Source organism: Stenotrophomonas sp. 85239_Sma (assembly GCF_056481725.1).
Window position 1 is genome coordinate 101,896 of record NZ_CM151163.1, and the last position, 20,457, is coordinate 122,352.

Here is a 20,457-nt window from a genome sequence, read left to right on the forward strand (position 1 = left end):
CGATTGCAGCGCGATGCATCAAAGGCGTGAGTGCGCGGGGGGCCTACCGTTCGTCGGCCCATGACTTCCGGGGGGTTGACTACAGCTGTCGTCAAGTCGACAGTGACGACACGTGTAGTCAAGGGAGTGGTGTCATGCGTGGCAAGACGATCGGGGACCAGGAACTGGCCCTGCTGCAGTACATCGATGAACATGCGCCGGCCACGGTCGGCGAGGTCGCCAGTGGCTACGGCGAGGCCCGAGGCCTGGCCCGCTCCACCGTGCTGACGATGATGGAGCGGCTGCGGGCGAAGGGGTATCTTCAGCGCCAGCAGCAGGATGGCGTCTACCGCTACCAGGCCACGCGTGGCCCGGAGAGCGTGCTGCAGGGCGCGGTGGCGCAGTTCGTCGACAACACCCTGCAGGGCTCGGTGTCGCCGTTCGTGGCCTACCTGTCGCAGCGCCAGCAGGTCAGCGACAACGAGCTGGCCGAGCTGGAAGCGCTGGTCGCCCAGCTCCAATCGCGCCGCCACGAGGGCTGAGCCATGGACACCACGATGCTGATCCCGATGTTGGAACGGCTGGGCTGGACCAGCCTGCAGACCGTGCTGCTGGTGGCCCTGGTGTACGGCGTATGCCGCGCGCTGCCGTCGCTGTCGGCGGCCACTCGCTGCCGCCTGTGGTGGCTGGTGTCGCTGCAGGCCGTGCTCGGCCTGTTCTGGAGCCAGCCGCTGCAGCTGGCCTGGCTGCCGGCCCCGCAGGCGGCGGCGATGAGCGCGACCGATGTGGCCGCCGAGATGGTCTACCCGCTGGCCCCGGAAGCTTCGGCACAGCTGCTGGCTGCAATGCCGATGCCGGCCGCAGACGTACCGGCGGTGGCGTGGTGGGCTGTCGTGCTGGCCGCGCTGTGGATGTCCGGCGTGGTGTTGATGGTGCTGCGTACCTTCGGTGAGTGGCGCCGCTGCCGTGCGCTGCTGGCAGCGGCCTATCCCTGCGAGGACCAGGCACTGGTGCAGGCCCTGCAGCTGGCTTCCGATGCACATGGCGTGCGTCCTGCGCCGCGGTTGTGGATGAGCACGCAGGTGGACGCACCGCAGCTGGTCGGTCCGTTCCGCCCGGTGCTGCTGCTGCCGGCCGGCGACAACGCCCTGCAGGGTGATGCGCTGGACCTGGCACTGACCCATGAACTGCAGCACCTGCAGCGGCGTGACCTGCAGTGGGGCCTGCTGCCCGCACTGGCCCAGCACCTGTTCTTCTTCCACCCACTGCTGCGCCTGTCGGTACGCGAATACGCACAGGCCCGCGAAGAAGCGGTGGACGCAGCGGTGGTCGGCCAGCATGGTGCGAGCCGCCAGGCCTATGGCCGCCTGCTGCTGCAGCTGGGCGTGGCACCGCAGCCGCACCTGGGCGTGGCCAGCGCCGCACCGAGCACCACCAGTCTCAAGCGTCGCCTGCTTTCGCTGCAGCCGCGCCGGGCCTGCCCGCGCATCCTGGCGATGGCGCTGACCGCTGCCGTGGTGCTGGTGGGCGTGGCGCCGATGCGGCTGGTCGCAGCGCCGGTGCCGCCGGCTCCGCCCGCGCCTCCTGCGGCGCCGAAGGCCGTGGTGCCGCCGCCGCCGAAGGCGCCGCCCGCACCGCCTTCGCCCGCGCGCGTTCCGGCCGTGCCGGTGGCGCCCGCGCCGCCCGCCGAGCCGGCTGACGTCGAGGCGTTGTCAGGTCCGGACGATGCGGATGTGGCGGTCGGCGTGGATGCGGATGTCGATGTCGATACCGGCATGCACAGTCAACATTCGACCTCCCGCACTACCTCCATCACCACCTACGGCCGCCTGGACCTGGGCAAATCGCCGCCGGAGGCCTTCGTGCTGGTCGATGGCGATTCGACCTTCGCCAATGGTGGCATGGACGACGTGACGGTGGCCCGCAGGCAGCTCGGCAAGGGCCCGGCGCTGTGGTTCCGCCAGGGCGACAAGCGCTATGTGGTGCGCGACCCGATGCTGATCCAGTCCCTGCAGCGTGCCTACAGCGGCGCGGCGGATCTGGGCCGCCAGCAGAGCGAACTGGGCCGGCAGCAGAGTGCGCTGGGTCGCCAGCAGGGCGAACTCGGCAAGCAGATGGGCGAGATGGGCCGCCTGCAGGGCGAGGAGGCGCGCCGCATGGCACTGGCTGCCGCCGAGGCCGCGCGCAGCGCGATGGCCGCCCACGACATCAACCGTGAGGCGGCCGCGGAAGCGGCGAAGGCGGCGCACGCTGCGACCAGCGATGTGGCCGCTGCGCGCGAGGCCGCCGCCGAGGCGCGTCGTGCGATGCAGGAAGCCCGCAGCGAGGCTGCGCAGTCCGGCCGCAGCCGTGACATGCAGCGTCTGGCCAGCCAGCAGTCGGAACTGGCCAGCCGCCAGGCGGCACTGGGCAGCCAACAGGCCGCGTTGGGCGAGCGCCAGGCACGCGTGCATGCGCAGGCATCGCAGCAGGCACAGCAGGTGATCGCGCGCGCGCTGGCCAGCGGCAAGGCCGAGCGACTCTGATCGGTAGTGCCGGCCGCGGGCCGGCAATGTGGGGTGCCGGCCAGTGGCCGGCACTACCCTGGGAACATCAGCCGCAGCTGGCGCGCTCGATCCGGTTCTGTGCATCCACCTGCACGGTCACGCGGTCCTGGCGGAAGTCCATGGTTACCGCCATGCCCGGCTTGACCACGCGCGCGTTGCGGGCGCCGCTGTCGGCCACCAGCTTCTTGATCGTGGCCTCGTCGGCGGTCTTGCCGGTGAAGGCTTCCAGCGCCTCCGGCCTGCATTCGTGCGTGGCGTCGGCCACGGGTGCTGGCGCGGCATCGTGGGTGGCGCTGCTGCCGGCGTGGCTGCAGGCGGCCAGCGGCAGGATGGCGAGCAGGGCAAGGGGATTGAGGCGCATCGTCGGGCTCCAGGCATGGATGGTGGCGGCAGTGTCACCGCTGCCACCGTCAGGCCGCGTCAACGCCTACTGCCCGACCAGCGCCAGGGTTTCGCGTTCGCGTTGTTCTTCCCGTACCAGCCGCTGCAGCAGCAGGGCCAGGGTCACCACGTCCTGGTGGTTGTGGTCGGCCACCCGGCGCAGGTTCACCGCGTCGCCTCCGCGCAGGAAGCGCAGCCAGGCGCCCGGGGCTTCGGAGCCAGGCAGGTCGTCCTCGCGCACCACGCGCAGCAGCTGGCGTTCGATGGTGGACAGCTTGCAGTTCTCCCACGTGCCGCGATAGCGACGGCGGGTCGGATAGAGCAGGTCGACGTGATCCAGCGCGCTGATCGGGCAACGCTGGCGGGCCAGCCGGTAGCGTGCCTTCAGTAGTGGCGCATCGTAGCTGCGGCCGTTGTAGCTGCAGAACACGGTGGACGGCTGCAGCCAGCGGGCGAAGGTGGCGAGCATCGCGTCCTCGGCGGCCATCGTCGACATCAGCAACTGGCGGATGCGCAGGCCCTCGCCGCGTTGCGGGCACACATGCCAGTCGGCGGCACCGATCATGAAGGCACGGGTGCCGGTGCCGCCGGCCAGGCCGGTGGTCTCGGTATCGAAGAACAGCAGGTCGCGCGCGGCGACGTGCTCGTGCTCGCGCTTGGCGAAAGCCAGGGAAAGCGGTTCTGCGGGAATCGGCTGCGGCAGCAGCGATTCGATCAGGAACAGGCCCGGTGCGATTTCCTCACCGGGAAGCTGGCGATCCTGCGCACTGGCGCGTGCCGGTGCGGCTCCACCCCGCGAGCGCAGGCCGAGCAGGCGGTGCAGGCTGCCCACTTCCGGTCGACGCAACGGTGCGGGGGCCGCCACAGGCGCGGCAGCGCCGGTCGGCTTGTGGCGGATTTCCTGTTCGACCCAGGCGAACACCGATCGCTCCGCTGGTGGCTGCTGTGCATCGTTGGCGGCTACCGGGGCAGGCGCTGCGGGCGGCGGCTCGGGCGCCGCCGGCGCAACTGCTTTCGGGTCGCCGGCCTGCTTCCGCAGCAGGCGCAGCTTATCCAGGCTCAGGCTCACGGGGCCAGCAGCTCCATCGGGTCGCGCGCGGCCACCACCACGTCGGGTACGTGCTGGCAGGCCTCGGCATCGAACAGGTCGAGCACGCGCAGCGCCAGCGCGCGCGGAGAGGTCTCATCCTCTTCCTGTGCGGCCAGCACCGGGCCGACACAGGCCGGGCAACCGGCCTTGCAGTCGCAGCGCTGCACCAGTTCGCGCGCGCGCTGCACCAGCTCGGCCTGGCGCTGCCACAACGGCTCGCTGAGGCCGACGCCGCCGGGGAAGTTGTCGTACAGATAGACGGTCGGCACGAACTCCTGCAGCAGCTCCACCACGCCGGGGTCACCCTCGCTGCCGCGCAGCTGGCCACGCCCGCTCTGGTCGGCAATCGCGAACCAGGAACCATCGCCGTTGCCGACTGACTTCTGCAGGTCGCGCGCATCGGCCATCACCGCCACGGTGGCGACGATGTGCAGCGCGTAGGCCGCGCCGAGGAAACCATCCAGCGCATCCTGCTTGCTGGCGAAGGCGCGCAGCAGCAGCGCCTGCGGCAGCTGCCACCACACCGCCGTGGTGTGCAGTTCCTGGTCGGGCAGGTTCACCGGCCCGTAGCCGATGTTCTCGTGGGTGTAGTAGCGGATCTTCTTGTAGCCGGCCACGCGCCGCACCACGTGCACTTCGCCATGGTGCGAATCGCCCCGGCCGGCCACGCCACCATCGAAACGGTCCAGCACCTTGAGCTTGGTGAAGTCGATGCTGTCGGTGTAGTAGTCCACGTGGGTGCGGGTGACGTAGGCCTTGCGGCCGTCCCAGTCCAGCGTCTCCACCTGGTAGGGCGTGGACTGCACCATGTGGATGGCGCCTTCGTACAGGGTGAGTGCGGCGGCGGAATAATCGACCTCGGCGATGATCTGCTGGCGGCCATCGCTGCGGTCGACCACCACGAAGTTGCCGTCGGCCACCGCGCGCAGGCTGACCGCGTTGGCCGGATAGCTGTCGGCGATCCATTCCCAGCGCTCGCCTTCGCGGTGGATCACTTCGGTTTCGGCCAGCGCTTCCAGGAACACTTCCGGGTCGATCGGGCCGAAGCCATCGCCGACCCGGAACGGCAGCTCGAAGGCCGCGCAGCGGATGTGGTCGAACAGGATCAGCGGCTGGTCCGGTGCGATGCGTGCATGTTCAGGCGAGGCCTCGGCAAAGAAATCCGGGTGCCGCACCACGTACTGGTCCAGCGGTTGCGAGCTGGCCACCATCACCCCCAGCGCCGGTTGCTGGCGGCGGCCGGCACGGCCGAAGCGCTGCCAGGTGGCGGCCACGCTGCCGGGGTAGCCGTTGAGGATGACCACGTCCAGGCTGCCGATATCCACGCCCAGTTCCAGCGCCGACGTGCTGACGATGCCGTCGATGGTGCCGGCACGCATCGCCCGCTCGGTCTCGCGGCGTTCGGTGGGCAGGTAGCCGCCGCGGTAGGCGCGGATGCGCGGCGGTTTGCGCGGGTCGTGGTCGAAGATGTCCTTCAGGTACTTGGTCAGCACCTCGACCATCAACCGGGTCTGCGCGAACACCAGGGTCTTCAGCCCGGACTTGATCGCGATGCGCGCGATGCGGTTGCTCTGCGAGCGCGCCGAGGCGCGCAGGCCGAGGTCGGGGTTGATCACCGGCGGATTCCACAACAGCACCTGTTTCGGCCCGCTGGGCGCACCGGATTCAGTGATGGCAGTCACCGGGGCCTCGATCAGCGCCTCGGCATGCGCCTGCGGATTGCCGATGGTGGCCGAGCACAGGATGAACTGCGGTTGCACGCCGTAGAACGCGCAGATGCGCTTGAGCCGGCGCAGCACGTTGGTGACGTGGCTGCCGAACACGCCGCGGTAGGTATGCACTTCGTCGATGACGATGTAGCGCAGGTTCTCGAAGAACTGCGCCCACTTGGTGTGATGCGGCAGGATCGCCTGGTGCAGCATGTCCGGGTTGGACACCACGATGTCGCCATGCAGGCGGATCGCCTGGCGCGCATCGCCGGGGGTGTCGCCGTCGAAGGTGAAGGCCTTTACGCCCAGGTCGCCGGCACGGTTGAGTTCCAGCAGCTCGGCCACCTGGTCCTGGGCCAGCGCCTTGGTCGGGAACAGGTACAGCGCCTTGGCGTTGTCCTGCATCGCCGCGCTGACCACCGGCAGGGTGTAGCACAGCGACTTGCCGCTGGCGGTGGGGGTGACGATGGCCACGTGCTCGCCACGCTGGCTGGCCTCCCAGGCCTCGGCTTGGTGGCTGTAGAGCTGCTCGATGCCACGTGCCTTCAGGGCCGCGGCCAGGGCAGGCGGTACCGCATCGGGAATGGGTGCGTAGCGGCCTTCGCGGCCGGGAATGGCGAAGCTGCCGGTGATGCGGTCCTGGTAGCGGCGCTGCAGGCGCGCGCTGAGCAGGGCGCCGTCGCGGGCGGGCAGGCCATCGCGGGTGGCGAGCTTCTGCTCGGCATCGGCGGTGCGCTTGGCGAGTTCGTAAGCCATGGAAAGTGGAGCCGGGACGGATTGCGAGGGGTCACATGGCACCACATCCACGTCTCAGGATGTGAGACTTCGGCATCGGACGGAGTGAACTGTTCATTGCGGTGGCGGCGGCAGTGCCGGATCTCCCCTGGCTGAACAGCCACCGGTGCAGCAACGAAATCTGAAGCCGGCATCCGTATCCTTGATCGCTGGACGCAACCAACAGGGTGGATGGCTGTGGCACGACGTGGAACGCAGGGAGCACTCCTGGCCGGCCTGTTGCTGGCCGGCATCGCGCAGGCACAGCAGGCCACGCCGATAGCGGCGCCCGATCCAGCGCCCGCTCTCCCTGCAGATGCGCCGGCTGCAACCACCGCACCGATCTCCACCACCTTGCCGCAGGACAACGTCACCACCCTCGGCGAAGTGCGTGCGCTCAAGCCCGATGACGAGCCGCTGGACCTGTACCGCTTCAAGAACCCGGTGAAGTTCGGCGACAACCGCTTCAGCCGCGACTGGAGCGAGCCACCGTCGCCAGAGCAGGTCAGCATGGGCGGCGGCTACATCATGATGGGCGTGGTCAAGGGCGTGCTGGCGGCGGGCCGGGGCCTGAACAAGCTCACCGGCGGCCCCGACCAGATCCAGTCCGCCATTGCCCGGCCACCGCCGGAGCTGAGCGCTGAGCAGCAGCGGCGCGCGTTGCAGTTCTGCCAGGAGCAGCAAGGCTGCGCCGCACCGCCGGTGAAGTAGGCCGGTATATCCTGCCGGTCCCTCCATCGGTAGCGCCGCCATGTCTCTGCGTTCGTTCTGCCTGCTGGCTGCATTGCTGCCGGCGTCTGCCTTCGCTGCCGGCATTGCTGGTGATGGCGCCTGCCGCAACGGCGCGTTCCCCTCTCAACAGAGCCGGTTCGCGCTGGCACGCGTGGTCGATGCGCCGCGCCTGTACCTGCTCGGCGACATGGACGGCTGCCCGGAAAAGGGCGAACCGGCCTGCCGCCAGCGCAGCTACGTGGTCAACGGCGATACGGTGGTGACCGGTCGCGACCTGGGCCGCTACCGCTGCGCGTTCTTCCCGAACAAGGTGGGCGGCAGCGCCGGCTGGGTCGACCGCAGCAAGCTGCAGCCGTTGCCGGCGGCCGCGCCAACGCTGCAGGACTGGGCGGGCCACTGGAAGGATGGCGATAACGGTCTGCAGATTTCGGTGCAGGGGGGGCAGCTGCACGTGGAAGGCGATGCCTATTGGCCGTCGGCCAACCCGACGCCGGAACAGCGCCCGTATGGGCCGAACCTGGGCCAGGTGGAAGCGCGCGCGACGCCGCGCGGCGCCGATGTGGAATTCGTTGAAGACACCTGCAAGGTGCGGGTGCACTCGCTGGGTGAGGTACTGGTCGTGGCTGACAACAGCGAGTGCGGCGGCATGAACGTGCGCTTCAATGGCGTGTACCGGCGCGCTGGCAAGCGTTGAAGGACGCATGACGGATGGGGTCAGAGCCCTTTCGTGGACGAAAGGGATCCGACCCGGTGCAGTCAGTAGATCCACGCCATGCGTGGATGCTGTTTGCGATCCGATCGGTGGGCTCAGCGCCGCCGCTCCAGCCACCACAGCAGCGATGCACAGAGCACGAACGCCAGCCACCATGGCCAGCGCGAGCCCGGCACGGGCTTCATCACCGACGTGTTTGCCGGCGTGCTGGATGCCAGTGCATGCGTGGTCGCATCGATCATCGCCTGCCGATGCAGTGCAGGTGCGTCCTTCGGGTCGAACACATAGCGCCAGATCGTGATGTCGCCGTGTTGCAGGTGCTGCCAGCCCGCCTCGCGCGGCCACCAGCCGGCGCAGCGCAGGGGCGATGTCGCGCCGTCGACGATCAGGGGCACACTGTCGCCGCGTGCGTTGAAGACCTGCAGTGGCGCCTGCGCGCCGCACAGCGCCTGCCGTTCGCCCGCCCAGGTGATCGGCTGCGGCGACCACAGCGCATCGCCGCTGCCCTGTGCTCGCGCCAGCGTGGCAACCACGCCGCTCCAGAGTTCACCGTGGCGGTCATCGCGCCCGGCCAGCACCCAGCGCCAGCTGTCGGTGATTGGCAGCAGGCCGATGCGGCCCTTGCCGGCAGCGCGCCAGCCGCCGACGGCCTTGCCCGTGCCATCCTGCAGCAGGGCGTTGCTGCCCGGTGCCTGCAGCGCGAGTGCTTCCAGCGCAGGCAGGGGAGCATTGTGCGAGCTGCGGTCGGCCTCTTCGCCGTAGCCGGTCGGCAGCGTACCCGCGGCGAGCGGGCCACGTCGTGCGGCGAGGACCGCGCTGTCGCCGTCGCCGGGAAGTTCGAGGGCGTGGCTGCTGCCATCGCCTTGCACCGGCAGACCCAGGTCGCGCAGGCGCTGGCGAGCGCTGGCTGCAGGTGCGCCTGCACTACGCACCAGAACGCCGAGCCCGTCGCGCATCGCCTGTCGCACGGCGGTGAGCTGGCCAGCACTCAATGCGGCCAGGCTGCGCTCGTCCAGCAGCAGCAGGTCGCTGCGCGCGAGTGATGCTGCATCCAGGGCGACCACGCCATCTCCAAGGCTGACGCCCGCCCCGGTATCGGCCTGCACCTGCACGCGGATGCCGGTATCGGTGGCCCAGCGGCGCAGGTACTTCAGCTCCGGGCCCGGCGCACTGGCACGCACCAGCAGGCGCAGTGGTGCCGCCGGCAGGGTCTGCTGCGGTACCGGCGCGCTGTCCACCACGTGACCCTCGGCATCGAGCAGGCGCAGCTGGAACACGCTGCGGCCTTCGGCACGCGTGATGCCACTGAGCTGCACGTGGCCGTCCTCGGCAACGTCCACGCGATCCACCACGCTGCCGGCGGGATCGAGCAGTTCCGCCCTGGCCCTGGCGACACCGCGCGCCTGTGCATGGACGTCGAAGCGCGCGCCGGGCGCAGCGTCGGCGGGGGGCTGCATGGCGACCCAACCGCGCCGCGGTACTGCCGGCTGCCAACGCACGTCGCGTGGCAGTACCGCGTCGCGGTCACGCGCGACCAGGCCGGCACCCACCAGCGTCAGCGTGGAGGCGGGGTGCTGGCGCAGCGCTGTGGCCAGGTCCGGCACGCGCAGGCCGCCGGGCACATCGGTAGCTTCCGGCAACAGCAGCAGCGGGCCTGCGCTGGCCGGCAGCGCGCCGGCTTTGCCGGCATCGATTCCCAGCACGACCAGGCCGACTGCGGGCTGCTGGCGGGTGGGGGGGGCCAGGCAGAAGTACAGCAGCGCGGCAGCGATCAGCTGCAGTCCGATCACGATCCACTGGTGGCCACGGCGCGTGGCATTGCCACGCAGCTGGCGCACGCTGGCGGTGACCACGATCAGGGCGAGTGCCAGCGCAATCCACAGGTTCACAGCGGAGGCGTTCATGGCTGCGCCTCCAGCGCGTCAAGGTACCGCTGCCCCATCGCATCGGCGCCGTTGCGCCGCATTGCCTGCGGCAGTGGTCGCTGCAGCGCCCGCCACACTTGTGCGCGCAGGCGCTGGCGGCAGTCGCGGCAGTGGGGTTCGATGCGCAGCTGCTCGATGGCGGCGGCCAGATCGAGTGCGTCGGGCAGGTAGGCGGCATTGCGCTGCTGCCAGCTGGCGAGTGCATCGAGATCGGGCGTTGCCGTGTCATCGCCGAGGCGCTGCCAGGCTTCGACGATGGCTGGATCGGGCGGCGTGCGTGCGGCCAGCGGCAGTTCACGACTGGCCAGTCCGGCGCGGTCGCCGCCCAGCCGGCGGCCTTCATCGATCGGTGGCAGCTCCGGCCCGACCCGGGCCAGGTAGATGCGTTCGGCCTGCTGCACCTGCTTGATGAAAGCCAGCGCCTTGTAGGCAAACGGCAACGCCTGCTCCGGCCGGCCCTGGCGCAGCTCGCCTTCGGCTGACCACATCTGGTCCAGCGCGGCCTTCAGCGTGGCGCGGGTCTGCGGGTCGAGCAGAGTCGCGGCCTCGGCATGGTCATGGGTGTGGCCGTATTCGGAGAGCACATCGGTGGCGCTGCCGAACACCGGTGGCGCATCGGCATTGGCCGCCTTGCCGCCGTGATCGTGGCCATGCTCGTCGTGCGCGTGCGCGTGCGCTTCCGCGCCATGGTCGTGATCATGATCGTCGTCGTGGCTGTCTGCAGCCGGTGCATCGCTGGTGGGAAGGTCGCTGGTCGGCGGTGGCTTGGGTGCGCCCTCGCTCTCCTCGCCCAGGAACTGGCCATAGCGCAGGCGCAGGATGCGCTGGTCGACACCGATCGCATCGCTGCGCTTCACGACGTCCTCGGCGGCAAGGCTGCGTCGCTGCCGGATCAGCGCTTCGGCATCGATGATGATCTGCCGTTGGCTGCGGAAGTAGGCTGGCAGGGCCTTCTTGATGCGGCCTTCCAGTTCGGCGCCGAGTGCAACCTCGGCGCTGGGCAGTCGCAGGATCACGCTGCTGCTGCGCCCGGTCTGCGGCGCGGGCGTGTGGTTGTCGCGTACTTCCAGCTGGGCGATCACATCGTTGCCCGGCTGTGCGCCCAGCGCGGCCAGGTCGAGGGTGTGCGCGAATCGCCGGGCAGTCGCCTCGCCACTGCCGGTGAGGCCGACGCTGCGGCGAACGAAGGTGATGTTCTCGCCGCTGCCCTGTGTGGCGGTGATCGACAGCGTTGCCTGCGTGGCTACGCCGTAGTCATCGCTGGCCTCGAAGCGCAGCGCCCATTGCCGTTGCCCGGGCGTGCCCAGCACCAGGCTGGCGGCCGGCGCCAGCACGCGCACGCTGGGTGCGCGGTCGGCGACCACGTCCAGGCGATGCAGGCGGGTTTCGGCCAGGGCCGGTTCGCTCACCACGCGGTACAGCACCGGCATGCGCGCCACGTCCTGTGCCTGCCATTGGCCATGATGTTCGCTCAGCGGCAGCCGGCGGCCATCATGGAACTGCAGCCATGCCTTGTCCGGCGCGCGGTCGAAACGCAATGACCACGACAGCCGGCTGTCGGCGGCGACCTTGGCATCCAGTGCGTTCTGGGTGAGCGTGGCCTGCCCGGTATAGGCCGGCGCGTCGATACGCAGGCGGGCGGACTGCAAGTGAAGCGGACCTGAGGCGGCCGTGCTGCCAGGCGCCGACGTGCGGGCAGGCGCGGAGCTGGGATTCGAACGTGGCCAGCCGAATGCCAGCGCAACGATGGCCAGGCCTGCGATCCAGTTCAGGGCCAATGCCCTGCGCGGCCAGCGCGGACGCAGCTCCGGCACCGCGCGTTCCAGCGTGGCCAGCACATGCACACGCTGGCGCTGCTGCAGCGGATTGAGCCTGGTGGCATCGGCGAACAACAGGTCGGCGCTGTCCTCGCTGGCGCCGCTGCCATCGAGCCGGCGCTGCAGCCACTGCCGGTCCAACTGGCGGGCACGCGCGGTGGCGAGGGCTGCGCAGGCGAGCAGGCTGATCGTGCCGACCACGCAGGCGATGTCGAAGCCTGCCAGGCGCAGGGCCAGCACCGTTGCGGCCAACGCCCATGGCAGGCCCAGCAGCAGGATGATGAGGGCGCGTCGACGACGCGCGCGCTGCCAGCCATGTTGCAGCGTACTCATGCGCGCCCCCTGCGACGGGCACTGCTGGCCATCCAGCGTTCCAGCGCGAACAGCAGCACGATGGCCAGCAGCAACCCCGCGGTGGGCTCGCGCAGCGGCGGCGTTGCTGCAGGCAGTGCCGCCCGGCGGGGGGCGTGATCCCGTGCATCGCCGATGCGCGGCGGTTGAGGCGGCTGCAGGGCCAGCAGCAGGGCACGCGGCAGGCGCGGATCGCGCAGCGCAGCGTTGCCGGTGGCATCCCAGTCGCCGGGCAGTGACAGCAGGACCCCGTGGCCGATGCGCTGTTGCCACAGCAGCGGGGTGCCCTCGGCGTTGCGCAGCAGGACGTTGGCCTCGGCGGCAGGCTTGCCGGCAGTCACGACACGTCCACCGTCTTGCAGCCACGCCTGCCAGTTCGCCGGCAGTGCGCCGCCGCGGCTCCATACGCCGATCTGGCCGCGTTCGGGCAGGGCATCCGCCACCAGAGGAGCGAGCGGCGCCTGCACGCCCCACGCGCGCTGCAGTGCATTCAACCAGTGCTGGGCGGTGGCCGAAGCATCGCTGTACACGCGCAGGCGCGGCGCCGTTGCGGCACGCGGTTGCGCAGTGACCGGCATCGGCTGCGGGCGCCACTGCACCTCGCGCGACAGCTGCAGGCGGGCGCCATCCAGGCCGGGCAGGGGATCGGGAACGTGCACGGTCAATGCGGTGCCGGCGGGCAGCTGTGCGTCCAGTTCGCGCAGCAGGCTGGGCAGGGATACAGTGGATGCAGGTGGCACTTGATCAATGGCCGGGAAGCCGGGCGCCAGCCAATGCCAGTTGCCCGCTTCGGCGGTGCCGCGTAGTGCGGTCGCGTCCAGCCCTGGAGCAACAACCGTCCACGCGGTGGGGGCTGGCGCAGGTCCGGTCAATGCAGGTCGTGCCAGCAGCAAGGCCAGCGCGGCCAGCAACAGCAGGCGCACCAGCAGCAACGGCCAGTCATCGAAGCGGATGCGCTGGCGCGGCCGGATCTGTGCACGCAGCCAGCGCAGCGCGGCGAAATCCAGCGGTGTGTACGGATGGCGGCGGGCGAGGTGGATCAGCAGCGGCAGCAGCCATGCGGCGAGCGCAGCCAGGCCGAGCGGGAACAGCAGGTTCATCCGCCGCCCCCACGGGCAAACAGTGCCTGCAGCGGCTGGTCCAACGGTTGGTCGAGCCAGCCGGTGGCACTGGCGATGCCGCTGGCCTGCAGGCGCGATTGCAATGCGCCGCGTGCATCGGCGAAGCGGCGCAGATAGTCGGCGCGGATCGCCGCGCCATCGCCCAGCAGTTCCTCGCCGGTCTCCGGGTCGCGGAAGCGATGGCCGGCGTCGAACGGGAAGTCGCGCTCGTCGGCGGTCAGGATCTGCAGCAGGGCCACTTCGCGGCGCGCGCTGGCCAGTTGCTCCAGCAGCACGATGCCGGCCTCGTCGAAGCCATCACCGACCGCCAGCAGCAGGTCGCCCGGGCGCACGCGCTCCCACAGGGGCCGCAGTCGATCCGCCGCAGGCCAGCCGCCGCGCGCCTGCAGCGCATGCAGTTGAAGATGCACGCGGTCACGCTGGCGTGCGCCGTTCGCTGCGGGCACCAGCTGCAGTCCATCGCCATTGATCGCCAGCAAGCCGAAACGGTCGCCCTGCTGCAGGGCCAGTTCGACCAGGCAGGCGGCAACGCCGCGCATGTGGTCCAGGCGCGTGTGCTGCGGTGCCGCGCGATCGGCCTGGCCGGCTGAAGCGGTGGCATCGAGCAGGAGCCAGACCGTGATCGGGCTCTCGCGTTCGGATTCACGCACGAAGAAGCGGTCCGAGCGTGCGTACAGCTTCCAGTCGATCTGTCGCAGTTCGTCGCCCGGCTCGTAGGCCCGGTACTGGGCGAATTCCAGGCCGGCACCGCGGCTGCGGCTGGCGTGCTGGCCGATGCCACTGGCGCCGCTGGCCAGGCGCGGCCGCAACCGCAGCAGGCGCAGGCGCGCGCGCAGTTCGGGTGGCAGGGTCAACGGCGTACCAGCGTTCACGCGTGGATCAACCCGGGAACGGCACGGCCTGCAGCAGGGCGGCGACCACGTCGTCGGCACGCTTCTGCTCGGCCTCGGCGGCAAACGACAGCAGCAGGCGATGGCGCATCACCGGCGCGGCAAGTGCCTGCACATCCTCGCGGGTGGCGGCGAAGCGGCCCTGCAGCAGTGCGCGCGCCTTCGAAGCGAGCACCAGCGACTGCCCGGCGCGCGGGCCGGCGCCCCATTTCACCCACTGGTTGATTGCTGCCGGCGCGCCTTCGCCGGGCCGGCTGGCGCGCACCAGCCGGGTGATCCAGGCCAGCACATCGGGGCTGACGTGCACCTGGCGCACCGCAGCCTGCAGTGCGATGACCGCTTCGGCATCCATCACCTTCGGCACCGCGTCGGTGGCGTTACCGGTGGTCTGTTCCAGGATCTGCCGCTCCTCGTCTTCGCTGGGGTAATCGACCAGCACGTGCAGCAGGAAGCGGTCCAGCTGTGCTTCCGGCAGCGGGTAGGTGCCGGCCTGCTCGATCGGGTTCTGCGTGGCCAGCACGAAGAACGGCGCGGGCAGTGCGTAGGTGGTGCCGGCGTAGCTGACCGTGCGTTCCTGCATCGCTTCCAGCAGTGCGGCCTGGGTCTTGGGCGGAGTGCGATTGAGTTCGTCGGCCAGCAGCAGGTGGGTGAAGATCGGGCCCTGCTGGAAGCGGAAATGGCGGTGGCCGGTGCCGTGGTCTTCCTCCAGCAGCTCGGTGCCGAGGATATCGCTGGGCATCAGGTCCGGAGTGAACTGAACGCGCCGGAACTGCAGTTCCAGCGCCTGCCCGAGCGAGCGCACCAGCAGGGTCTTGCCGAGCCCGGGCGCACCCTCCAGCAGGCAGTGGCCGCCGGCCAGCAGGCCGATCAGCAGCTGCTCGACCACCGTATGCTGGCCCACCACCGCGCGTGCGAGCGCGGCGCGCAGCTCATCCAGGCGCGGCAGCAGGGAATCGAGGTCGGGGGTGGTCATGGGCGTGCGGGTCCTATCAATTGTTCAACGCGTACATCACGATGTTGACGCCGAAGCGGGTGTTGTCTTCGGCCAGGAAGCGCTTGTTGCGCCAGTCGTAATCCCACTCGCAGCCGTAGTCCTTGTTGCTGTAGAGCAGGCCCAGGCGGCCATCGACCTCGATGCCCTTCAGGTAGTCGTGCACCAGGTCGTCGCCCCAGCCGTTGAGTTCGAAGCTGGTGGCGGGCGGGCCATCGGGGAAGCGGAAGAAGCTGCGGTAGAGCGGATGGCTGTTGGGCAGCTTCTGCAGTGCCTTCGGGCCGAACAGGCGGCCCATCTGCGCTTCGAACGAGGTGGCGAACAGGCCGTCGATGTCATGGTTGCAGTCGTCGACGAAGACGAAGCCGCCATTGCGCACGTAGCGCACGAAGTTCTGCCGTTCGGCGGCGTTGAACTCCACCAGCGTGTGCCCGGCCAGGTAGCAGAACGGCGCTTCCAGCATGCGTGGGTCGGCCAGCGCGACCACGTGTTCCTGCGGATCCACACGCAGCGAGGTGTAGTCGATCAGCGAGGTGATCAGGTTGGACGGCATGCGCGCGTCCACGTCCCAGTCACCGGAGTCGTACTGCAGGCGGGTGAACCAGAAGTCGTAGCGCGAACTGCGCGGGCCTGCCTGCGCGAAGGCCGGCAGCGCCGCCGCCGAAGCGGCAGCGGCCAACCAGCGCAGGCAGGCCCGGCGATCCATCAGACGGCGTCGGACAGCGAGGTGAAGGTGAAGTCGCGCAGCTTCATCGGCGGGATCATCATCACGTAGCTGGATTCATCACCGGCCACACGCACCGGCTTGCCGAGCTCTTCGATGTTGTTGAGCATGATCACCGGGGACTCGTTGAAGCGGAAGTTCTTTACCGGGTGCTTGATCTGGCCGTTCTCGATGTAGAAGGTGCCGTCGCGGGTCAGGCCGGTCAGCAGCACGGTCTGCGGATCGACCATGCGGATGTACCAGGTGCGGGTGACCAGGATGCCCTTCTGGGTGCCGCGCACCAGCTCGGCGGTGCTCTTGTCGCCACCGCTCATCAGCAGGTTGCCCGGCGTAGCCTTGGCGGTCTTGCCCTGCTTCTGGGCCCAGAAGCGCGAGTAGTCCAGGTTGGCGATCCTGCCGTTCTCGATGATCGCCATGCGCTCGCGCGGCATGCCTTCGTTGTCCCACGGCAGCACCGGTGCGTCCGGATGCCACGGGTCGGCGATCATGGTCACGCGCGGGTCGTAGACCTGCTCGCCCAGCTTGTTGCCGCCGCCCTTCTTTGACAGGAAGCTGCGGCCTTCATCGGCCGAGCGTGCACTGAAGAAGTTCATCATGAAGCTGATCAGGCCTGCGGCCGCAGCCGGTTCCAGGATCACCGTGTACTTGCCCGGCTCCAGCGCCTTGGCTTCGGCCGATTCGGTGGCCTTGCGCATGGCGATGCGGATGTCCTGGTCGGCCTTGAAGTCGGCGGCATCCTTCAGGTTGCGGCCAACCCAGCCCGAACCGCGGCCGTCCTCAGTGCGCACGGTGCAGGTGTAGTCGAAGTTGGTGGTGCGCTGGTAGGCGAAGTTGCCGTTGCTGTTGGCGGTGGCCTGGAAGCCCTGGCCGTCCTCGAGGAAGCCTGCGGCGATCAGGCCGTGGCCACGGCACGGGGCGATCGAATCGGCGGCGACCTTGGCACGGAACGCCGGATCGATCGCAGCGGTGGATTCGCTGAAGGTCGGGCTGGCGCGGTAGTTCTGCTTGCCGATGGCCGGCATGAACTCCGGGTTTTCCGGGGCCAGGCGGGCCAGGTCTTCGGCACGACGCACCACGCGTTCCAGCGCGGCGTCGTCGAACTCGTTGATCGAGGCCGTGCCGACGCGCTTGCCGAAGGCGACGGTGACCGCCAGCTCGGTATTGTCGACGATGCCGCTGGTGGAGACGTTGTTCAGCGCGAAACGGATGTTGCCGCTGATCGCGCCGGCCAGCACGGCGGTGCACTCGTCGGCCTTGGACAGGGCAATGACCTTGTCGAGGATGGCCTTGGCCTGGGCTTCGGTGAAGATACTCATGGTGTAAGGGCTCCTGACCGATCAGCCGAGGCTGCGTGCGGTGTTGATGACGTTGATGCCGTTGAAGCGCGCGGTGGACGAACCGTGCGAGACCGCCGAGACCTGGCCCGGCTGGCCCTTGCCGTCGAAGAACGAACCGCCCAGGCGGTAGTCGCGCTCGTCGGCCACGGCGGTACAGGCATTCCAGAACTCCGGCGTGCGGATCTGGTAGGCCACGTCTTCCAGCATGCGGGTGATCTGGCCGTTCTTGATCTCGTAGAACAGCTGGCCGCCGAACTGTGCGTTGTAGCGCTGCTGGTCGATCGAGAACGAACCGTCACCGATGATGTAGATGCCGTTCTCCACGTCCTTGATCAGGTCCGGCACGCTCAGCGGCTTCTTGCCCGGTGCCATCGATACGTTGGCCATGCGCTGGAACTGCACGCTGGACCACGAATCGGCATAGCAGCAGCCGTCGGACTCGGTCTTGCCGAGGATGTGGGCCTGGTCGCGGATGGTCTGGTAGTCCACCAGCTTGCCGTTGCTGATCAGGTCCCAGCGCTTGCACTTCACGCCTTCATCGTCGTACGCCACCGCCCCGAGGCTGCCCGGCTGGGTCTTGTCGGCGAAGATGTTGACCAGCTCGCTGCCGTACTGGAAATGCTGTTCGCGCTTGTCCAGGGTGGCGAAGCTGGTGCCGGCGTAGTTGGCTTCGTAGCCGAGCACGCGGTCCAGCTCCAGCGGGTGGCCGATCGACTCGTGGATGGTCAGCCAGGTGTGCGACGGATCGAGCACCAGGTCGTACTTGCCTGGCTTCACCGACGGGGCCTTCAGCTTCTCCTGCGCCTGCTTGGCGGCGGCGATCGCGTCTTCCTTCATGTTGTAGGAAGAGCTGTAGTTGACCACGCCATTCGGGCTGACCACCTTGCCGGCAGCCGCACCGTCCAGGTACTCGTAGCCCAGGCCCATCGGCGAGGACAGGCCTTCGCGGGTACGGAACTTGCCACTGGCCTTGTCGATGGCGGTGATCGTCATCGGGGCCCAGATGCGGTGCACGTCCTGATCGATGTAGGAGCCATCGGTGGAGGCGAAGTACTTCTGCTCGTTCACCAGGAACAGCATCGAGTTGACGAAGCTGGCACCGGCGCCCAGCGCTGCGGCGTTGACGTCCAGCAGCAGGTCGACCTTCTCCTTGATCGGTACCTCCATCGCGTTCTTGCGGATTGGCGTCTTCCAGCTCACCTCGCCCACGCCGGGTGCCTTGGCGAGCTGTACGGGGGCGGTCTGCACGCCGGCGTTGGCCTTGGCGATGGCAGCGGCCTGCTGCGCGGCGCGGGCCACATCGGCCGTGCCCAGCGCATTGGTGGCGGCAAAGCCCCAGGCACCGTTGACGATTACGCGGATGCCAACACCGGTGGACTCGGTGTTCACCACGTTCTGCACCTTGTCTTCGCGGGTGATCACGAACTGCCGCAGGTAGCGGCCGATGCGCACGTCGCAGTAGGTGGCACCGGCGCTGCGTGCGGCCTGCAGGGCGGCGTCGGCCAGGCGCTTCTTCAGCGCCGGGTCGAGGCTGGACTGCAGCTGCTCGGCGGCGATCACCTTGCCGAAGAAGGAGGGCACGATCAGCCCGCCCGCGGTAAGCCCGGTCAGGGCCAGGAAGTCACGTCTTTGCAAGGCTGCTCTCCATGTCGAAGGATGGGTGGCTCAAGCGCCGAGACTGCGCGCGGTGTTGATGATGTTGATGCCGTTGAAGCGGGTGGTGGACGATCCGTGCGAGACCGCCGAGACCTGGCCGGGCTGGCCCTTGCCGTCGAAGAACGAACCGCCCAGGCGGAAGTCGCGTTCATCGCAGATGGCGGTGCAGGCATTCCAGAATTCCGGCGTGCGGATCTGGTACGCCGCATCCTCGACCATGCCGGCGATCTTTCCGTCCTTGATCTGGTAGTACAGCTGGCCGCCGAACTGCGCGTTGTAGCGCTGCTGGTCGATCGAATACGAACCGCGGCCGTGGATGTAGATGCCGTTCTCCACGTCCTTGATCATGTCCTCGACGCTGAGCGGCGTCTTGCCCGGTGCCAGCGAGACATTGGCCATGCGCTGGAACTGCACGCTGGACCAGGAATCGGCATAGCTGCAGCCGTGCGAGGCATCGCGGCCGAGGATGTGGGCCTCATCGCGGGTGGCCTGGTAGTCGACCAGGATGCCGTCGCGCACCAGATCCCAGCGCTGGGTCTTCACGCCTTCGTCGTCGTAGCCGACCGCACCGAGGCTGCCGGGCTGGGTCTTGTCGGCGAAGAAGGTAACGATGTCGCTGCCCCAGCGGAAACCCGCATCGCGCTTGTCCAGCGTGGCGAAGCTGGTGCCGGCGTAGTTGGCTTCGTAGCCGAGCACGCGGTCCAGCTCCAGCGGGTGGCCGACGTTCTCGTGGATGGTCAGGAACAGGTTGGACGGGTCCAGCACCAGGTCGTACTTGCCGGGCTTCACCGACGGCGCCTTCAGTTTCTCGCGCGCGTGGCGGGCGGCCGCAATGGCGTCCTCGACCGGGTCGTAGGAATCGCGGTAGGCAGTGATGCCACCGGGCAGGTGCACCTTGCCGCGCGCATCGCCATCAAGGAACTCGTAGCCCATGCCCATCGGCGAAGACAGGCCGGCACGGGTGCGGAACTTGCCGCTGGCCTTGTCGATGGCAGTGGCGGTGAACGGCAGCCAGATGCGATGGATGTCCTGGTCGATGAACGAGCCGTCGCTGGAGGCGAAGTACTTCTGTTCGTTGACCAGGAACAGGGTCGAATTGATGTAGTCGGCACCCGCATTCATCGCGGCGGCGTTGAGTGCCAGCAACAGCTCGACCTTGTCCTGGATCGGCACCGCCATCGCGTTCCTGCGGACCGGGGTCTGCCAGCGCACTTCACCGACCGATGGCGTCGGCGCCAGCTGCACCGGCCGGGTCTGGATGCTGGCGTTGGCGCGGGCGATTGCCGCAGCCTGCTCGACCGCCGCGCGCACGGCGGCCTCGGTCTGCTGATGGGTCGCGGCGAAGCCCCAGGCACCGTTGACGATCACCCGCACGCCCACACCGGACGATTCGCGGTTGGTCACATTGCCGACCTGGTGCTCGCGGGTGATGACCGACTGGTTGAGGTAGCGACCGATGCGCACATCGCAGTAGCTGGCCTTGGCCGTGCGTGCGGTGGCCAGCGCCACGTCCGCCAGGCGCCTGCGCTGGAGGGTGTCGACCGGGGCCAGCAGCTGCTCGGCGGCGATGGCACGGGAATGCGGCAGCAGCAGGCCCGCCAGGCCCAGACCGGAAAAAGCCAGGAACTCACGTCGTTGCACAGCGTTTCTCTCTCTCGCTTGCGTGCAGCCGGCAACAGGCCGAGCCGATCACGTCAACCACTCGACTTTCGCCAGCGCAGC

16 protein-coding genes are annotated in these 20,457 nt (G+C 69.0%); 4 read left to right on the forward strand and 12 right to left on the reverse strand.

Annotated features, from left to right (window positions below; all coding sequences use genetic code 11):
* Window positions 1-134: 134 nt before the first annotated feature.
* A complete protein-coding gene (locus ACYKG1_RS00435) occupies window positions 135-521 on the forward strand; it encodes a BlaI/MecI/CopY family transcriptional regulator (protein WP_014035478.1) in 387 nt (128 codons plus the stop codon).
* A 3-nt stretch (window positions 522-524) separates the two neighbouring features.
* A complete protein-coding gene (locus tag ACYKG1_RS00440) occupies window positions 525-2,504 on the forward strand; it encodes a M56 family metallopeptidase (RefSeq protein WP_478471444.1) in 1,980 nt (659 codons plus the stop codon).
* Window positions 2,505-2,571: 67 nt separating this feature from the next.
* On the opposite strand, the gene ACYKG1_RS00445 is transcribed toward ACYKG1_RS00440, so the two are convergent.
* The 3 genes from ACYKG1_RS00445 to ACYKG1_RS00455 form a co-directional block, all read right to left on the reverse strand.
* On the reverse strand, window positions 2,572-2,886 hold the full coding sequence (locus ACYKG1_RS00445; RefSeq protein WP_262084084.1) for an I78 family peptidase inhibitor: 315 nt from the start codon (window positions 2,884-2,886) through the stop codon (window positions 2,572-2,574).
* A gap of 66 nt (window positions 2,887-2,952) precedes the next feature.
* Window positions 2,953-3,975, reverse strand: a complete 1,023-nt coding sequence (locus ACYKG1_RS00450) for a ribonuclease H-like domain-containing protein (RefSeq protein WP_478471445.1) — start codon at window positions 3,973-3,975, stop codon at window positions 2,953-2,955.
* Window positions 3,972-6,461: a DEAD/DEAH box helicase gene (locus ACYKG1_RS00455; RefSeq protein WP_100475049.1), complete on the reverse strand. Its 2,490-nt coding sequence runs from the start codon at window positions 6,459-6,461 to the stop codon at window positions 3,972-3,974. The genes ACYKG1_RS00450 and ACYKG1_RS00455 overlap by 4 nt, the downstream gene beginning before the upstream one ends.
* 210 nt (window positions 6,462-6,671) lie before the next feature.
* Here ACYKG1_RS00455 and ACYKG1_RS00460 point away from each other — a divergent pair, with 210 nt between their 5' ends.
* The gene (locus ACYKG1_RS00460) at window positions 6,672-7,190 is read left to right on the forward strand and encodes a hypothetical protein (RefSeq protein WP_262084081.1); all 519 of its coding nucleotides are present in this window, start codon (window positions 6,672-6,674) and stop codon (window positions 7,188-7,190) included.
* Window positions 7,191-7,230: 40 nt separating this feature from the next.
* Window positions 7,231-7,905 (forward strand): hypothetical protein, encoded by a 675-nt coding sequence (locus ACYKG1_RS00465; RefSeq protein ID WP_478471447.1) that lies wholly within the window; start codon window positions 7,231-7,233, stop codon window positions 7,903-7,905.
* A 113-nt stretch (window positions 7,906-8,018) separates the two neighbouring features.
* Here the strand turns inward: ACYKG1_RS00465 and ACYKG1_RS00470 are convergent, their stop codons facing one another.
* The 9 genes from ACYKG1_RS00470 to ACYKG1_RS00510 are packed head-to-tail and all read right to left on the reverse strand — an operon-like array spanning window position 8,019 to window position 20,376.
* Entirely contained in the window at window positions 8,019-9,827 is a 1,809-nt protein-coding gene (locus ACYKG1_RS00470) for a hypothetical protein (protein ID WP_478471449.1), read from the reverse strand.
* Window positions 9,824-11,998: a hypothetical protein gene (locus ACYKG1_RS00475; RefSeq protein ID WP_478471451.1), complete on the reverse strand. Its 2,175-nt coding sequence runs from the start codon at window positions 11,996-11,998 to the stop codon at window positions 9,824-9,826. Before ACYKG1_RS00475 ends, ACYKG1_RS00470 begins: the two co-directional genes overlap by 4 nt.
* The gene (locus ACYKG1_RS00480) at window positions 11,995-13,116 is read right to left on the reverse strand and encodes a BatA domain-containing protein (RefSeq protein ID WP_478471453.1); all 1,122 of its coding nucleotides are present in this window, start codon (window positions 13,114-13,116) and stop codon (window positions 11,995-11,997) included. The genes ACYKG1_RS00475 and ACYKG1_RS00480 overlap by 4 nt, the downstream gene beginning before the upstream one ends.
* Entirely contained in the window at window positions 13,113-14,009 is an 897-nt protein-coding gene (locus ACYKG1_RS00485) for a DUF58 domain-containing protein (RefSeq protein ID WP_262084076.1), read from the reverse strand. The genes ACYKG1_RS00480 and ACYKG1_RS00485 overlap by 4 nt, the downstream gene beginning before the upstream one ends.
* A gap of 7 nt (window positions 14,010-14,016) precedes the next feature.
* On the reverse strand, window positions 14,017-15,000 hold the full coding sequence (locus ACYKG1_RS00490; protein ID WP_262084075.1) for an AAA family ATPase: 984 nt from the start codon (window positions 14,998-15,000) through the stop codon (window positions 14,017-14,019).
* A 16-nt stretch (window positions 15,001-15,016) separates the two neighbouring features.
* Window positions 15,017-15,724 (reverse strand): DUF4159 domain-containing protein, encoded by a 708-nt coding sequence (locus ACYKG1_RS00495; protein WP_043400817.1) that lies wholly within the window; start codon window positions 15,722-15,724, stop codon window positions 15,017-15,019.
* Entirely contained in the window at window positions 15,724-17,058 is a 1,335-nt protein-coding gene (locus ACYKG1_RS00500; RefSeq protein WP_154261856.1) for a TldD/PmbA family protein, read from the reverse strand. Before ACYKG1_RS00500 ends, ACYKG1_RS00495 begins: the two co-directional genes overlap by 1 nt.
* 21 nt (window positions 17,059-17,079) lie before the next feature.
* Window positions 17,080-18,714, reverse strand: a complete 1,635-nt coding sequence (locus ACYKG1_RS00505) for a TldD/PmbA family protein (protein ID WP_100475040.1) — start codon at window positions 18,712-18,714, stop codon at window positions 17,080-17,082.
* A gap of 30 nt (window positions 18,715-18,744) precedes the next feature.
* On the reverse strand, window positions 18,745-20,376 hold the full coding sequence (locus ACYKG1_RS00510; protein WP_262084073.1) for a TldD/PmbA family protein: 1,632 nt from the start codon (window positions 20,374-20,376) through the stop codon (window positions 18,745-18,747).
* Window positions 20,377-20,457 lie beyond the last annotated feature (81 nt).

Excerpts from the sequence above, each read along its gene's own strand:
- ACYKG1_RS00480 (WP_478471453.1), bottom strand. The coding sequence starts at position 13,116 with ATGAACCTGCTGTTCCCGCTCGGCCTGGCTGCGCTCGCCGCATGGCTG.
- ACYKG1_RS00445 (WP_262084084.1), bottom strand. The coding sequence starts at position 2,886 with ATGCGCCTCAATCCCCTTGCCCTGCTCGCCATCCTGCCGCTGGCCGCC.
- ACYKG1_RS00500 (WP_154261856.1), bottom strand. The coding sequence starts at position 17,058 with ATGAGTATCTTCACCGAAGCCCAGGCCAAGGCCATCCTCGACAAGGTC.
- ACYKG1_RS00460 (WP_262084081.1), top strand. The coding sequence starts at position 6,672 with ATGGCTGTGGCACGACGTGGAACGCAGGGAGCACTCCTGGCCGGCCTG.
- ACYKG1_RS00465 (WP_478471447.1), top strand. The coding sequence starts at position 7,231 with ATGTCTCTGCGTTCGTTCTGCCTGCTGGCTGCATTGCTGCCGGCGTCT.
- ACYKG1_RS00440 (WP_478471444.1), top strand. The coding sequence starts at position 525 with ATGGACACCACGATGCTGATCCCGATGTTGGAACGGCTGGGCTGGACC.
- ACYKG1_RS00475 (WP_478471451.1), bottom strand. The coding sequence starts at position 11,998 with ATGAGTACGCTGCAACATGGCTGGCAGCGCGCGCGTCGTCGACGCGCC.
- ACYKG1_RS00495 (WP_043400817.1), bottom strand. The coding sequence starts at position 15,724 with ATGGATCGCCGGGCCTGCCTGCGCTGGTTGGCCGCTGCCGCTTCGGCG.
- ACYKG1_RS00470 (WP_478471449.1), bottom strand. The coding sequence starts at position 9,827 with ATGAACGCCTCCGCTGTGAACCTGTGGATTGCGCTGGCACTCGCCCTG.
- ACYKG1_RS00435 (WP_014035478.1), top strand. The coding sequence starts at position 135 with ATGCGTGGCAAGACGATCGGGGACCAGGAACTGGCCCTGCTGCAGTAC.
- ACYKG1_RS00490 (WP_262084075.1), bottom strand. The coding sequence starts at position 15,000 with ATGACCACCCCCGACCTCGATTCCCTGCTGCCGCGCCTGGATGAGCTG.
- ACYKG1_RS00455 (WP_100475049.1), bottom strand. The coding sequence starts at position 6,461 with ATGGCTTACGAACTCGCCAAGCGCACCGCCGATGCCGAGCAGAAGCTC.